Source organism: Mesorhizobium sp. B3-1-8, from assembly GCF_006439495.1.
In the GTDB taxonomy this organism is placed as follows: domain Bacteria; phylum Pseudomonadota; class Alphaproteobacteria; order Rhizobiales; family Rhizobiaceae; genus Mesorhizobium.
The window spans coordinates 18,242-31,387 of record NZ_VFTK01000022.1 but is presented as its reverse complement, the minus strand read 5'-3'; the positions used below and the strand labels follow the sequence as shown (position 1 = coordinate 31,387).

The window sequence follows — 13,146 nt, the reverse complement described above, 5'->3', positions numbered from 1 at the left end:
GCCTAAAACAGACTTTCCAGTTCTGCGGCCGTCATCACGCGCCCGAACACCTTGCCGATGATGGCGAGCGTCGCGTTGTGCGAGGCCTCGTCCAGCCCGCCATTGGCATCGCTGACGAAAGCCACCTTGTAGTCGCGCATGAAGGCGCTGCGGGCCGTCGATTCGCAGCAGATGCTCGTCACCGTGCCGATGATGATGACGGTGTCGACCTGGCCGGCGCCGCGGATGTTGCGCAGCACCGTTTCCAATTGGGTGTTGTGGAACGCGTCATAGCGGTGCTTCTTGATGATCACCTCGCCCGGCAAGGGAGCGAGTTCCGCCACGATCCTGGTGCCGGCACTGCCTTCCCGCATGCCTTTGGCCTTCAGCCTTGGCTGGTAGGCGGTCTCGAGCGGCGAGATGTTGAAATGATCGCTCAGCACATGCTGCGTGTAGACCACCGGGACACCAGTCGCGCGGCACAGTTCGACCACCTGCCGCATGACGGGAATGCGATGCCGCGCCATCGCGACTTCCATCACCGCGCCTTCATCGACGAAGTCGCTCTGCATGTCGATGACCAGCAGGGCGGCGCGTTCTTTGTCGAACGGCCATGGCTCGTTGCCGTGCTGAGGCATTGCTGTCTTCCTGTCGTTTGATGGCGGCCAGGTGCCCTTTATCATAAATCTGGTCGAAATGGCCGTCGGCCATCCGCCTGTCGCTCATGGCCCAGAACCTTCGCAAAGGCCGGCTTTTCTATCCATTGGGCTCATTCTGTGGTATGCAGGTGCCGCAATTCACTGAAGAGACGCGAACAATCCGCTGTACCGTCCAGGGCACAACAGCGCGAGGCCGGTGTGGAGCGGATCCGTCCGACGTAAATGACCATCAGGGAGGAAATGCGATGCGTGCAATTACGCTTTTCATCGTGTTGTCCGCGACAACCTTCTTCGTGAGCCCATCGCAGGCGCAGGATGCAGCCGCGGGTGAGAAGGTCTTCACCAAGTGCAAGGTCTGCCACGTTGCGGACCAGGACCAGAACAAGATTGGCCCGTCCCTGCACGGTGTCATCGGGCGCGTCGCGGGCACACACCCCGATTTCACCTATTCCGCGGCCATGATCGCGGCCGGAAAATCCGGCATCAAATGGGACGAACCCACGCTCACCAAATATCTCCACGATCCCAAGGCGATGGTCAAAGGGACGAAGATGGCGTTCCCCGGTCTGAAGGATGACCAAGACATAGCCAACGTCATCGCCTACCTGAAACAGTATTCCAAGTAGCGGCCGTCGCGGGCGCCATTAGGTGGTCGCCCGCCGAAGGAAGAGGGTCGGCAATTGCGCTGTTGAGATGTCGCGCGCCGTCTCGCTACGCCGGCAGCGCAAAGAACCCCAACAGCAGCAGGATGGCTATGCCAAGGCCGAGTATGAGAAGCGTCCGCGTATCCATGACGTTCTCCTTCGCATCTTGAGAATACCGAAAAAGAACCTGTGGAGCCAGCACGCTGCCGCGGCTGGCCATTGGCCGGCGTCGGATAGTGTTTCAGTTTGAAATCCAGCGGCCTTGACGCCGCTGTCGCGCCAGCCGGCGAACTCCTATATGCTTACCGGAAAGCAGGGAGGATAAGATCATGCCATTATACCTAACCCGGTTCAGCTACACGCCGGCCACATGGGCTAAGCTTATCAAGAACCCAGAGGACCGCCGAGAGGCGGCGAAGCAGTACATTGAATCGGTTGGCGGAAAGCTGCACGGATTCTGGTACGCCTTTGGTGAGCACGACGGCTATAACTTGTGGGAGGCTCCGGACAACGTGTCGATGGCGGCCACGGCGCTCGCGATCGGCTCGGGCGGAGCGCTGAGTTCCATACAGACGACCGTCCTCCTGACCGTGGAGGACACGCTTGCAGCACTGCAAAAGGCATCGTCGATTAAATATCGACCGCCTGGAGAACAAGCCTAGATGCCCACCGGACCTAAAGGCCAGAAGCGCCCGCCGATGTGATCGGCAATGCCGTCCGCGTCATGCGCATTGCGACCGGCGAGGAAGCCGACACTGTCAAGCGCGGCCCCTACAAAAAAAGCAGCCGCCGAAATTTCAAACTGAGACACTACCCGGCGTCAGAGGGCGACAAATCGGGCGCAAAGGAGTATGTTGGCGCAGGTGCAGGTCGCGGTTTTGCGTGGCCAGTCACGCAGAGCGTTAGCACCGTGAAATCCGCGACCTTGCCGGACCTGATCTGGAGGAACGGTCATGGCAAGCTTTCACGTGATTGCAGGCGCCAGCGAAACGCTGGAGCATACCAAAGTGAGAAAGATCGGCGTTTCCGATCTTTTCGATGCGCTCAGGCGCGGTGTCGACGACTTCATGGTCAAACCCTCGCACATCGTGTTTTTGTGCATGATCTATCCGCTCGTTGGCGTGGTGCTTGCCACCTGGACATCGGGAGCAAACACGCTGCCGCTGCTATTTCCACTGGTGTCAGGCTTTGCGCTGATCGGGCCACTCGCGGCGATCGGCCTTTATGAGATCAGCCGCCGGCGGGAAGCCGGGCTGGATGCTTCCTGGAAACATGCTTTCGAGGTCAGGAATTCTCCGGCGCTGCCGGCCATCGCCGCCGTCGGAATCATGCTGTTTGCAATCTTCATCACATGGCTTTTGACCGCAAAGCTTTTCTACGAGTATCTGTTCGGGCCCGAACCGCCGGCGTCACTGTCCAGTTTCATAACCGAGATATTCGCCACCGGGAGCGGCTGGACGCTGATCGTACTGGGTCATGCGATCGGGTTTGTATTCGCCGTGGTGGTTTTGTGCACCACCGTGGTCGCTTTCCCGCTGCTGCTCGATCGCGACGTCGGCGCCTACGAAGCCATCCACACTTCGGTGCGCGTGGTCCTGGCCAATCCGATCGTGATGGCCGTCTGGGGACTTATCGTCGCCATTGGGCTGATCATCGGCTCGCTGCCTGTGTTCGCGGGGCTGGCGGTCGTGCTGCCAATCCTTGGCCACGCCACCTGGCACGTGTACCGCAAGGTGGTGGAACCGCAGGCCGCCCCAAGACCGGCGAACTGAGCCAAGCCTGTCATGAGCACCGGCGACAGTGCCGGTGCGCTCAGTAGGCCGGGTGGCTGAACCGCGCCTGACGCGCGCCCGCCGTCAGGTTACGGAAATCCTTGCCGCTGACATGCACGAGCGTCTTGTGGTCGCCGCCCTCGAAATAGATATCGGCGGCGTCGCGCAGGCTTTCGTCCAGGATGACCGGCACGTCATAGGCCGCGCCGATCGGCGGTACGGCGCCGATGTCGCAATCATCGAAGAGCGATACCACCTCATCCTCGGAAGCGAGCCCGAGGCGCCTGTCCATGACGTCCTGCAGCTTGCCGAGTTCGATCCTGTGGGTGCTTGGGACCACGGCCAGCGCATAGCCGAGCTCGTGGTGAACGACCACGGACTTCGCCATGATGCCGCCGGGCACATGCGCGGCGATAGCGGCCTGCCTGCTGGTGGCAGTTCGATGGTGCGCGACGGTGTCGTACGGGATTTCCTTGCCGTCGATAAAATCCTTCAGTCTGTTTGCCATCGTCATTGTCCGCGTCCTTTGCTTGAGTTCACGGCGCATGCGCCAAACCAAATGGACCGGCGTCCTGCTGTTTCGAGGCACCCGCCACGGCAGTTCCGGTTGGCCGCGCTGCGGACGAGTTCGAAATGCGTATCAGGGGCCGGGCCCGAAAAACGCGATACGTGTCAGCAGCGTATAATCGGCCTCAAAGACCATCATCGTCACGAAGACCAGCACCAGTATCGGCGGCAGGATTATCGCATACATCATCGCCAACCGCTCCCAGGCCATGTGCATGAAGACGGCGACGATCAGTCCCGCCTTCAGCATCATGAAGATCAGGATCAGCGACCATCTGAGATAGCCGTGGATGCCGAAATAGTCGACCAGATAGGAGCAGGTACTGAGGATGAACAGCCACGCCCAGACGACCAGGTAGAGCTTGATCGGGTGCTCCTGATGAACCTCGGCGTGAGCGACCGCTGTCGCAGCCGCATCCTGCGCATGGGCGGTGTGCAGCGTGTGTTGTCCGAGACCGTTTGCGGTTGCTTCAGCCATAGCTTCCTCTCAACAGGGACTGCCTCTCACCAAAGATAAAAGAAGGCGAAAATGAACACCCAAACCAGGTCGACGAAGTGCCAGTAGAGGCCCATGATCTCGACATTCTCGTAGCGGCCCTTGCGGCTGGTGAAGAAGCCGGGACGACCGGTGTCGAAGTCGCCACGCCAGACTTTTCGCGCCACGATGATGAGGAAGATCACGCCGATCGTCACGTGCGTGCCGTGGAAACCGGTGATCATGAAGAAGCATGAGCCGAACTGCGCGGCTCCCCAGGGATTGCCCCAGGGCCGTACCCCTTCGGTGATCAGCTTGGTCCATTCGAAGGCCTGCATGCCGACGAACGTTGCGCCAAGCGCAGCGGTCAACAGCATCAGGATCGCGGTCTTGCGGCGGTCGCGGCGGTAGCCGAAATTGACTGCCATGGCCATGGTGCCGCTGCTCGAGATCAGCACGAAGGTCATGATGGCGATAAGGATCAGCGGGATCTCCTGGCCGCCGATGCGCAAGGCAAAGACCTCGCTCGGGTTCGGCCAGGGCACGCGTGTCGACATGCGGGCGGTCATATACGAGAGCAGGAAGCAGCCGAAGATGAAGGTGTCGCTGAGCAGGAAGATCCACATCATGGCCTTGCCCCAGGACACGTTCTTGAACGCGCGCTGATCCGAGGCCCAGTCGGCGGTAATGCCGCGCCAACCGGCGGGCCGAGGCTCCATCTGGCTGGTATGTGTCATGGTCGTCTCGGCCATCGCCGGTCTCCTAGGTCAGCAATTGTCGGCAAATTTCGATGAACGTCGCCGCCCAACCTGCCAGAAGGGCGAAGATGCCGAGCCAGACGAAAAGCAGGAAATGCCAATACATGGCGCAGAGCTCGACGCTGAGACGAAGTCGCTCCGGCCGCGCTCCGCTCCAGGCACGGATGCTCGTCCTGCCAAGGCCGAACAGGCCGCCCAGTATGTGCAGGCCATGCATGCCGGTGATCAGATAGAAGAAGCTGTTGGCCGGGTTGGATGCCAGCAGATAGCCGTCCCCGGTCAGCTGCCGCCATGCCATCAACTGCCCGACAAGGAAGGCAAGCGCTGTGAGCCCTGCCGTGGCAAGGCCTAACCGGACGTTGTCGATCTGGCCCTTGCGCGCGGCAACCACCGCGCATTGCAGCGCGACGCTGCTCAATACCAGCACGCCGGTGTTGAGCCAGAGCAGGCGGGGCAGCGGCAGCGGCTGCCAGTCCGGCAGGCCCATGCGCATGAAATAGGCGCTGGTGAACAGCGAGAACAGGCAGCCGACGACGGCGAGGAAGACGCCGAGACCGATCTTGGCGGTGGGCAGGGACGACCGGCCGGTGCCGGCGAAATCCCCGGCCAGACCTTGCTCCAGCCATGGCTTGGATGTCAGCCGCTGGTGCGAAAGCCACCAGCCGGCAAAGCCGGCGATCACAGCCAAGAAGACCAGGATGACGCTCATGCCTGCTCCCTTGAGGGGGCGAAGGTGCCCGGCACGTTTTGCGGGATGAAGTCCTCCTTGGCCCCTGGCACGCTGTAGTCATAGGCCCACCGATAGACGATCGGGAGTTCCTTGCCGAAATTGCCGTGCGCCGGCGGTGTCTGCGGCGTCTGCCATTCGAGTGTGGTCGCCCGCCACGGATTGCCGCCGGCCTCGCGGCCATGGCGGATGCTCCAGATCAGGTTGAACAGGAAAACCATCTGAGCGAAGCCGACGATGAAGGCCATGATGCTGATGAACGAGTTCAGATGACGGGCCGATTCCGTCATTATGGTCATGTCGGTCAGCTCGGCGTAGCGCCGCGGAACGCCCATCAGGCCGAGATAGTGCATGGGGAAGAAGATCAGGTAGGCGCCGAGGAAGGTTACCCAGAAGTGGAACTTGCCGAGTGTGTCGTCCAGCATCCGTCCAGTGACCTTCGGATACCAGTGATAGATTGCGCCGAAGATCACCAGGATCGGCGCGACGCCCATGACCATGTGGAAATGGGCGACGACGAACATCGTATCCGACAGCGGCACGTCGACAACGACATTGCCGAGGAACAGTCCGGTCAGGCCGCCATTGACGAAGGTGACGATGAAGGCGAGCGCGAAAAGCATCGGCGGGGTGAGATGGATATCGCCGCGCCACAGCGTCAGCACCCAGTTATAGACCTTGATCGCCGTCGGCACGGCAATGATCAACGTCGTGGTCGCAAAGAAGAAGCCAAAATAGGGGTCCATGCCGCTCACATACATGTGGTGCGCCCAGACAACGAAGCTCAGGGCGCCGATGGCGATGATCGCCCAGACCATCATGCGGTAGCCGAAGATGTTCTTGCGCGCATGGGTGCTGATCAGGTCGGAGACGATGCCGAAAGCCGGCAGAGCGACGATGTAGACTTCCGGGTGGCCGAAGAACCAGAACAAGTGCTGGAAAAGGATCGGGCTGCCGCCATTGTGCTGAAGTTGCTCGCCCATCTCGACAATCGCCGGCATGAAGAAGGAAGTGCCGAGCACGCGGTCAAGCAGCATCATCACGCACGCGACAAACAGCGCCGGGAAGGCGAGCAACGCCATGACGGTGGCGGTGAAGATGCCCCAGACGGTGAGCGGCAGGCGCATCAACGTCATGCCGCGCGTGCGGCCCTGCAGCACCGTCACAACATAGTTCAGGCCACCCATGGTGAAGCCGACGATGAACAGGATCAGCGAAGAGAGCATCAGTATGATGCCCCAGTCCTGCCCACCCGGCGTTCCGGACATGATGGCCTGAGGCGGGTAGAGGGTCCACCCGGCGCCTGTCGGCCCACCCGGCGCGAAGAAGCTCGACACCAGAACGAGTACTGCCAGCAGATAGATCCAGTAGCTCAGCATGTTGACATAGGGGAAGACCATGTCACGGGCGCCGACCATCAGCGGGATGAGGTAGTTGCCGAAGCCGCCGAGGAAGAGCGCAGTGAGCAGGTAGATCACCATGATCATGCCGTGCATGGTGATGAACTGGTAGTAGGCCTCCGGGGTGATGAAGTCGAACGTGCCGGGAAAGCCGAGCTGCAGGCGCATCAGCCAGGAGAGAACCAGCGCCACAAGGCCGATCGCCGTCGCCGTTGCCGAGTACTGGACCGCGATGACCTTCGCGTCCTGCGAGAAGACGTACTTGGTCCACCAGTTGTGCGGATGGTAAAGTTCCACTTCCCCAACTTCGGCGGGCGGAACGGCATCTGCGGGTGTGACGTCGACCATCGGAGCACCTCCGTGCCCTATTCTGCGGACCTCGAGAGTTTCGAGTTTGCCGCGACGTCCAAACCGGACGCCATCGTCTTTCCTGACGGTTGGCTCGCCCAGCCTGTTTGCTTGGGCGTCGACAATTGCGCAAAAGTCTGCTGCTGGCCGAGCCAGGACAGATAATCCTGCTCGGCGTCGACCATGACCACGCCATGCATCAGCGGATGTCCCTGGCCGCACAGTTCGGCGCACAAGACCTGGAAAGTGCCGGTCCTTGTCGGAGTGAACCAGAAATAGGTGACCGACCCCGGGATCATGTCCATCTTTGCGCGAAATTCCGGGATATAGAAATCATGCAGGACATCGATCGAACGCAGCAGCACCTTGACCGGCTTGCCGACCGGCAGATGCAGGTCGGTGGCCTCGACCACGATATCGTCCTGGCCGTTGGGATCTTTGGGTGCGATGCCTAACGGATTGTCGGCGGTGACGTCGCGGGTGTCCGAAGTACCGAGCTTGCCGTCCTTGCCGGGCAAGCGGAAGCTCCACTGCCACTGCTGGGCGACGACCTCGATCTCGGTCGCATCGCTTGGAACGGTGACGAAGCGGCTCCAGACGAACAGGCCGGGAACCAGCAAGGCAGTGACGCCTGCCGCGGTGACGACCATGAGCCACCATTCGAGCCGCTTGTTCTCCGGTTCGTATGCCGCGCGATTGCCTTCCCGATGCCGGAAGCGGAAGACGCAATAAGCCATAAAGAGGACGACAGCGGCAAAGACGATGCCGGTGATCCAGAAGCTGATGATGATGGTGTGGTCGATATAGTCCCAGTTCGAGGCAATCGGAGTCCACCACCATGGGCTCAGGAAGTGGAACAACACTGAGCCCACAACGATTAAAACGAGTACAAGCACAACGGCCATGTCCCGTTCCTCCGGTATTGCCGGGCGCACGAAGCGTCCGAATTACCAAAGCGCATCATGCTCGATTTCCGGTTGAAATTCCAGAGCCGACTATCTTGATCGGCAAAACGTTGCTTTTGCGCCCGGATCCTCGGGCGATCGGCGGGGGGCTTTAAAGCGCGTCGCGCTTAAGCCTTTGTTTTCATGCATGTCGTTATCGCAAAACCGCTGCACACTTTTGCGCGACATGCATTAGATCAAAAGCAAGCCCTTCATCGAGGCGTTGCCCTTGCGGCCGATGATGATGTGATCGTGCACGGCGATGCCGAGCGGCTTGGCCGTATCGATGATCTGCTTGGTCATCTCGATGTCCGCGCGGGAAGGTGTGGGATCTCCCGAAGGATGATTGTGGATAAAAATACTGTGATCAAATTCATCATATCTATCAAATGCTTGTATGCCCATGCTGAAGAGGTGGGGCCGCTAACTGGGGCGTGTATCAAGTGACCACTGCTGATCTTCCACGCTTGGGCATGATCGCATTCGCTCAGTACTCTGACATCCCGATCAAACACGGAATCCGAACGCCCATCTTGCTCGCTAGCGCCCTTCGGAACAGCTGAAAGCTCTCTGCTTTCACGGCGCTGACGCGCCGTGCAGCGGCACTGCGCGTGTGGACCTGCAGACAATGACAATCAATCACTCCCAGTGATCTAATTTCGCTGCTCAGGTATTAGGATCGCTTTTCTGCATGGAGCCGAGCCCGACTGCGCCTCCCGACCTGTTCCTGGCTGAGCGAACAAGCCGCTTGAAAGCTTGAATCTCTGTTCGCACATGAGCGGACTAGAGGTGTCCACCAAGAGCCCTCGGCCCGCCGCAGAAGGCTCCCAAGGAATATTGAAGTGCGGCAGTTCCAGCGGCTACGGGAGTCCTCCAATTCGCGTCAGAGAGCTTGGAACGTCGGTACTCGAGTCGAAATGACTTCAAAACTCGCTTCTGTATTTCCCGGTTTCGCGCAATACTCGTCGCAAGCCACCTTCTCTATGATCTGCCTTCGATTGTCTGGAAAAGGAATTGTCGACGATGTTCAAGCCGCTTGAGATATTTAACGACATCGTAAACAGTCTCATTCTGGGCGTTTACGACATTGTGGTTCTGATACTCGGCCCACTAATCATTCCCCTAATAACACGAAGAAGGTCGGCATGGCGATTTGTTTTGAGAGTGGACGCTCGCCTAAATTCCCTTACATTGATGTTCATCTGTTTTGCTGCGGCCGTTACAGTGCACACACCTGGGCTTTTATATGAAGCCTTTAAGCGAACTGCGGGTATAACTGATGGCGAAAATTCCTTCACGTTCGTATTCGTACTCACAACTATACTGACGATAATTTTCGACATTATTTTTCGATTTCTGGTCTATCTAAGGACGCTGTCGCTTAAAGTCAAATTTTCTGCCGTTCGTCTCTCTATTCTGCGCCTTTGTTTCTGTGTTGGCTTAATTGGTGTTGTAATGGCAAAAGTTTATTTGCTATGGGCGACACCTGAAAGCACGCCCCGTCAGCAAGCCGAAGAGTACACTTCCCTCCACGCTCCGTTACTTTTTGTTTGCCTCCTCATCATACCTTTTTCGATTTCTCTCATACATTTGGCTAGACGTTGGCCGTGGTACACAAAATTGCCTATAGCTGGAATGTTTTCTTATTCATTTGTTAATATTGCTTTATGCTCTGGATGGTTTATTGCGTTTATAACAGCGATATTTGTTGAATTTGGTATTAACCAAGAACACACCCGATTGTTCTCTTTCAATACTATGTGTACCGTTTTGAGCGATGGAAGAAGTTTCTCGGTAGATTTGGATCTATTGCTAAGATCTGAGCAATATGACGTCGTCTCTATCAAAGATGGTGGAATTTACGCAGACATTGATAATTTCGAGTACCCATTGAATAATGTGAAGGGCGGTGAGAATATCTTGGTGAAGGATCACGTCGTCCACGCCAAGTTGATTGGTGTCCTACAACCCGACCGCTACAAAACCCCGTCTCATGCTAATCAGCCGGCCACGCATTGTGATGCCACCCTTTCCTCCCCGATATTCTTTGACGTACCCAAGAGGATGGGGACGATGCCAGACTAAGTCAGGTGTCCGCGGAGGCAGAGATCAAAGGAGGCAGAGATCAAATTGGTTCTGTTCGACACTACGGCAAACCTCGGCTCTCTGAACGCTTGTAGCTTTTTGGTATCTGCGTTATACATTTGAATTTCGCCATCTGGGTCGAGAAAGCCGAAATGTACTGCGAGTATTGACTCCAATATGCGCAATCTTTCCAGCGGCATTCGTAAATCAATTTTTGCAACTCACCTAGATGCAGCGTAAGCTCTGCACGTTCCCCACTGTTGCGTAGAGCGTACGCCTTGGGCTCTTCGACAGCTCTTATGCCACTTGAAATGCCATTCGCAATTCCCTGCGACGCCAACGCATCACGTGCAATCGCCGCATCGCCTATCCGATGGATAGGGCTGTCGCCGCAGGCCCACTGGACAGATGCGGCGCCACCTCTTGATCTTTCAGCAGCCCAGGATCGTGGTAGGCCGGCCAAGAGCCAATCTGCGTTGAAATGGGTCAATTCGTTGATGAGAGAGCGGGTCGAAGCGATCCACTGTAATCGACCCTGAACCAAAGCAATCATCATCATTCTATGATTACCCATCCTGTATGCATAGCCAGTAGGCAGTGAAGCCATCCGAAACGACTGTTGGGCTATAGAAAATTCGCCACGTAAGACGAATGCTCGGCATAGGGCTGGATTGGAGGGAACAAATCGCTGATTTGCACTGACTGCACGTCTGCCAGTCGCATCCAATACATTGGATGCTGGTGGCAGATGGGCAATGTCCAAACCTGATACGAAGCGAATGCTCCTGTGACGATGTGCAAGAGCTAAAAGTGACATCTCAAGCGATGGCCGCTCGATATGGATGGTGGCCGCTCCACGAACGATCGTCGGATCAGCAGTCCCCCATGCAACGAGACGGTTATCATAAACGGATTCAACGGCTATTTCTGCCGGATGAACGCCGATTTCGAGTAGCAGTGCAAGAAGCGAGACTGGTACGGAATCAATGCGGGAAGGCCCCGCAGTCGCGGTACCACGTGGCAGAACTACTAACACCGGGCCGCGCCGGGCAGCAAAAAGCGCCGTAACGAGTCCGACCGGACCAGCTCCTAGTATCACGGTTTCCGGGGAGCGTTGCGCCATCCCAGCACTATCCGTTCATGGATTGGGGCGGGTTATTGATGCGAAACGGGGGTCTGCAATCGGGTCAAACACGGCAAGGAAACCTTTCGCAGCAACAGAATCCAGTGCGCCCTCTATGCCGCCGGACCCTAGCATCACATTGCGCGCAGCATTGACGGACACCGCTCCTCTCGGCATGCCCGCCTTATAGCCATCGTAAAGACCCTCCAGGAGCTTACGATAGCGACGTTGCAATGTTTTGTGCGCACCATTGGTGGCCGGAGGGGCGGCCAGATCTGTGCCGGCGAGAAACACTGAATCCGGAACGTGGCGGCCAAGCCATTCCTTTATAAACAAGAATGTCTGGTGATGGTCCTCACCCTCGGACATGACAGTTCGTATCGACTGCACTTGCTCTTCAGTGCCGATCCCGCCCGCCAACGTTGCGTAAATAGGGGCATACAATCCATCTACGGATTCAGACGGTGCCTCAATCCGGACAAAGTCCTCGATCGTTTCGATCGTAGCGGACCTGAACGCAAGCGGCCGATATTTACCCCCGTCCGGAATCTCGGCGGCAACCGCAAGTGCCGGCTCGAACGCGCCTGCTGGCATTAGGTGCGCCAGCACATCATTGACCGCCCGAATATGCCTCATTTCGCCAATCGCGATTCGCCGAATTTCGGCAAAGGCCGCCCTTAAGTCATTTTGCAGAGGCTGAGGGAGGCCGTCCGGCTTTCTTAAAGACCAAGCAGCCGAGAGATATTCCAACATAACCGCGATTTCGACGCCCGCGGCAAAGCGTAAATGCTTGATCAGTGTCGGGAGATCGGGCAGTGGTCCGGCCTGCGACGGGTTCTTGTTAGAGGGCGTGTACGGGGTGACCTGCTCTCGCCGCTCAAGGACAAAATTCAACAACTGCCAGTCGCGGTTGATCTGATGATGGACCATTTCTGGAACAACCCGAGAGTTGCGCGGCGGATTCTGGTCGCTGCCCAAAGCGTTCGCAATCGGCGGCGACTGCATCGATCGATCCAAGCGTTCCCAAGCAGTGTCGACATTCCATTGGAGGGCGTTACCTGGCGGCGCGGGGACGGGAAGCGGAGGTAGTGCGATATCTGGATGGTTCGACGCCCAGTAGAAACAGGCGCAGTCACGAAAATCGTGTGTCCAAGGGCTGCACAGGGACTGGGTAAGCTCACCGGGTTCAAACATGCGGGCCAAAGCGCCATTGGCGTCGAGATATCGAGATCTCAGGCCCGAGAGCGTTATCTCGCCCGGCCCGGAGACGCGAGTCAGCGTCAGCGTGACCAAGCTGTTCTCTCTTAACATACGAATAGCCACCCAAGCGTCTGCGGGTCGACGGTCATCACCGAAACTCACGCCCGTCAGATCGGCAATCGTCACCGTTTGAGGACCGAGAGGACCAAAATCCCCTGCCATTGTACGAACTGTCCATCGTCCGCCGCGCCGTATGTCGTCTTCGAGTGTGCGATAGCTCTGAATGTCCGTTGCAGAGATGCCGGCTGAATCCGCGGCGGCTGCCGCATCGACGGAAATCACAATAATCTGCCCGAAGTCAGTATCGACTTCGACGAAAGGAAAGAACCTTCGCTCCAGATTTCGCAAGTCGCATTCTAAGCCGGGAAAGAAATTGCCGATCCCCGACTCGAGGCGTGTGGACAC

At 57.9% G+C, this 13,146-nt stretch carries 14 protein-coding genes and 1 pseudogene; 4 read left to right on the top strand and 11 right to left on the bottom strand.

Annotated elements, in window-relative coordinates:
* Window positions 1–2: 2 nt before the first annotated feature.
* The gene (locus FJ424_RS20475) at window positions 3–617 is read right to left on the bottom strand and encodes an isochorismatase family cysteine hydrolase (protein ID WP_181181691.1); all 615 of its coding nucleotides are present in this window, start codon (window positions 615–617) and stop codon (window positions 3–5) included.
* 266 nt (window positions 618–883) lie between these two features.
* Here FJ424_RS20475 and FJ424_RS20470 point away from each other — a divergent pair, with 266 nt between their 5' ends.
* Complete coding sequence (locus tag FJ424_RS20470; RefSeq protein WP_140652480.1) at window positions 884–1,264, top strand: cytochrome c family protein; 381 nt, start codon at window positions 884–886, stop codon at window positions 1,262–1,264.
* An 85-nt stretch (window positions 1,265–1,349) separates the two neighbouring features.
* Here the strand turns inward: FJ424_RS20470 and FJ424_RS33660 are convergent, their stop codons facing one another.
* Window positions 1,350–1,502: a hypothetical protein gene (locus tag FJ424_RS33660; protein ID WP_181182001.1), complete on the bottom strand. Its 153-nt coding sequence runs from the start codon at window positions 1,500–1,502 to the stop codon at window positions 1,350–1,352.
* Window positions 1,503–1,611: 109 nt separating this feature from the next.
* On the opposite strand from FJ424_RS33660, the gene FJ424_RS20465 reads away from it, so the two are divergent.
* The gene (locus FJ424_RS20465) at window positions 1,612–1,944 is read left to right on the top strand and encodes a GYD domain-containing protein (RefSeq protein ID WP_140646725.1); all 333 of its coding nucleotides are present in this window, start codon (window positions 1,612–1,614) and stop codon (window positions 1,942–1,944) included.
* 291 nt (window positions 1,945–2,235) lie between these two features.
* On the top strand, window positions 2,236–3,054 hold the full coding sequence (locus tag FJ424_RS20460) for a DUF2189 domain-containing protein (protein WP_140652479.1): 819 nt from the start codon (window positions 2,236–2,238) through the stop codon (window positions 3,052–3,054).
* A gap of 40 nt (window positions 3,055–3,094) precedes the next feature.
* On the opposite strand, the gene FJ424_RS20455 is transcribed toward FJ424_RS20460, so the two are convergent.
* From FJ424_RS20455 to FJ424_RS20425, 7 genes and pseudogenes are all read right to left on the bottom strand, one after another.
* Complete coding sequence (locus FJ424_RS20455) at window positions 3,095–3,568, bottom strand: aminoacyl-tRNA deacylase (protein WP_140652477.1); 474 nt, start codon at window positions 3,566–3,568, stop codon at window positions 3,095–3,097.
* A gap of 126 nt (window positions 3,569–3,694) precedes the next feature.
* Window positions 3,695–4,099: a cytochrome C oxidase subunit IV family protein gene (locus FJ424_RS20450; protein WP_140646728.1), complete on the bottom strand. Its 405-nt coding sequence runs from the start codon at window positions 4,097–4,099 to the stop codon at window positions 3,695–3,697.
* A 26-nt stretch (window positions 4,100–4,125) separates the two neighbouring features.
* A complete protein-coding gene (locus tag FJ424_RS20445; RefSeq protein ID WP_140646729.1) occupies window positions 4,126–4,848 on the bottom strand; it encodes a heme-copper oxidase subunit III family protein in 723 nt (240 codons plus the stop codon).
* Between the two features lie 10 nt (window positions 4,849–4,858).
* Window positions 4,859–5,563 (bottom strand): cytochrome c oxidase subunit 3, encoded by a 705-nt coding sequence (locus FJ424_RS20440; RefSeq protein WP_140652475.1) that lies wholly within the window; start codon window positions 5,561–5,563, stop codon window positions 4,859–4,861.
* Window positions 5,560–7,329, bottom strand: coding sequence for a cytochrome c oxidase subunit I (gene ctaD, locus FJ424_RS20435; RefSeq protein WP_140652473.1), 1,770 nt, complete (start codon window positions 7,327–7,329; stop codon window positions 5,560–5,562). The genes FJ424_RS20440 and ctaD overlap by 4 nt, the downstream gene beginning before the upstream one ends.
* A gap of 17 nt (window positions 7,330–7,346) precedes the next feature.
* Window positions 7,347–8,234, bottom strand: a complete 888-nt coding sequence (locus FJ424_RS20430; RefSeq protein ID WP_140652472.1) for a cytochrome c oxidase subunit II — start codon at window positions 8,232–8,234, stop codon at window positions 7,347–7,349.
* A 231-nt stretch (window positions 8,235–8,465) separates the two neighbouring features.
* A pseudogene (locus tag FJ424_RS20425) lies at window positions 8,466–8,627 on the bottom strand (JAB domain-containing protein); the annotation flags it as partial.
* Window positions 8,628–9,296: 669 nt separating this feature from the next.
* Here FJ424_RS20425 and FJ424_RS20420 point away from each other — a divergent pair.
* The gene (locus FJ424_RS20420) at window positions 9,297–10,358 is read left to right on the top strand and encodes a hypothetical protein (RefSeq protein WP_140652468.1); all 1,062 of its coding nucleotides are present in this window, start codon (window positions 9,297–9,299) and stop codon (window positions 10,356–10,358) included.
* Between the two features lie 61 nt (window positions 10,359–10,419).
* Here the strand turns inward: FJ424_RS20420 and FJ424_RS20415 are convergent, their stop codons facing one another.
* The gene (locus tag FJ424_RS20415) at window positions 10,420–11,481 is read right to left on the bottom strand and encodes a hypothetical protein (RefSeq protein WP_140652466.1); all 1,062 of its coding nucleotides are present in this window, start codon (window positions 11,479–11,481) and stop codon (window positions 10,420–10,422) included.
* A gap of 15 nt (window positions 11,482–11,496) precedes the next feature.
* Window positions 11,497–13,146, bottom strand: coding sequence for a ferritin-like domain-containing protein (locus FJ424_RS20410; protein WP_181182000.1), 1,650 nt, complete (start codon window positions 13,144–13,146; stop codon window positions 11,497–11,499).

What these genes read in the sequence shown, in the direction of transcription:
- FJ424_RS20420 (WP_140652468.1), top strand. Translation starts at nt 9,297, where the DNA reads ATGTTCAAGCCGCTTGAGATATTTAACGACATCGTAAACAGTCTCATT.
- FJ424_RS20465 (WP_140646725.1), top strand. Translation starts at nt 1,612, where the DNA reads ATGCCATTATACCTAACCCGGTTCAGCTACACGCCGGCCACATGGGCT.
- FJ424_RS33660 (WP_181182001.1), bottom strand. Translation starts at nt 1,502, where the DNA reads ATGGCCAGCCGCGGCAGCGTGCTGGCTCCACAGGTTCTTTTTCGGTAT.
- FJ424_RS20440 (WP_140652475.1), bottom strand. Translation starts at nt 5,563, where the DNA reads ATGAGCGTCATCCTGGTCTTCTTGGCTGTGATCGCCGGCTTTGCCGGC.
- ctaD (WP_140652473.1), bottom strand. Translation starts at nt 7,329, where the DNA reads ATGGTCGACGTCACACCCGCAGATGCCGTTCCGCCCGCCGAAGTTGGG.
- FJ424_RS20445 (WP_140646729.1), bottom strand. Translation starts at nt 4,848, where the DNA reads ATGGCCGAGACGACCATGACACATACCAGCCAGATGGAGCCTCGGCCC.
- FJ424_RS20470 (WP_140652480.1), top strand. Translation starts at nt 884, where the DNA reads ATGCGTGCAATTACGCTTTTCATCGTGTTGTCCGCGACAACCTTCTTC.
- FJ424_RS20415 (WP_140652466.1), bottom strand. Translation starts at nt 11,481, where the DNA reads ATGGCGCAACGCTCCCCGGAAACCGTGATACTAGGAGCTGGTCCGGTC.
- FJ424_RS20475 (WP_181181691.1), bottom strand. Translation starts at nt 617, where the DNA reads ATGCCTCAGCACGGCAACGAGCCATGGCCGTTCGACAAAGAACGCGCC.
- FJ424_RS20430 (WP_140652472.1), bottom strand. Translation starts at nt 8,234, where the DNA reads ATGGCCGTTGTGCTTGTACTCGTTTTAATCGTTGTGGGCTCAGTGTTG.
- FJ424_RS20455 (WP_140652477.1), bottom strand. Translation starts at nt 3,568, where the DNA reads ATGACGATGGCAAACAGACTGAAGGATTTTATCGACGGCAAGGAAATC.
- FJ424_RS20450 (WP_140646728.1), bottom strand. Translation starts at nt 4,099, where the DNA reads ATGGCTGAAGCAACCGCAAACGGTCTCGGACAACACACGCTGCACACC.
- FJ424_RS20460 (WP_140652479.1), top strand. Translation starts at nt 2,236, where the DNA reads ATGGCAAGCTTTCACGTGATTGCAGGCGCCAGCGAAACGCTGGAGCAT.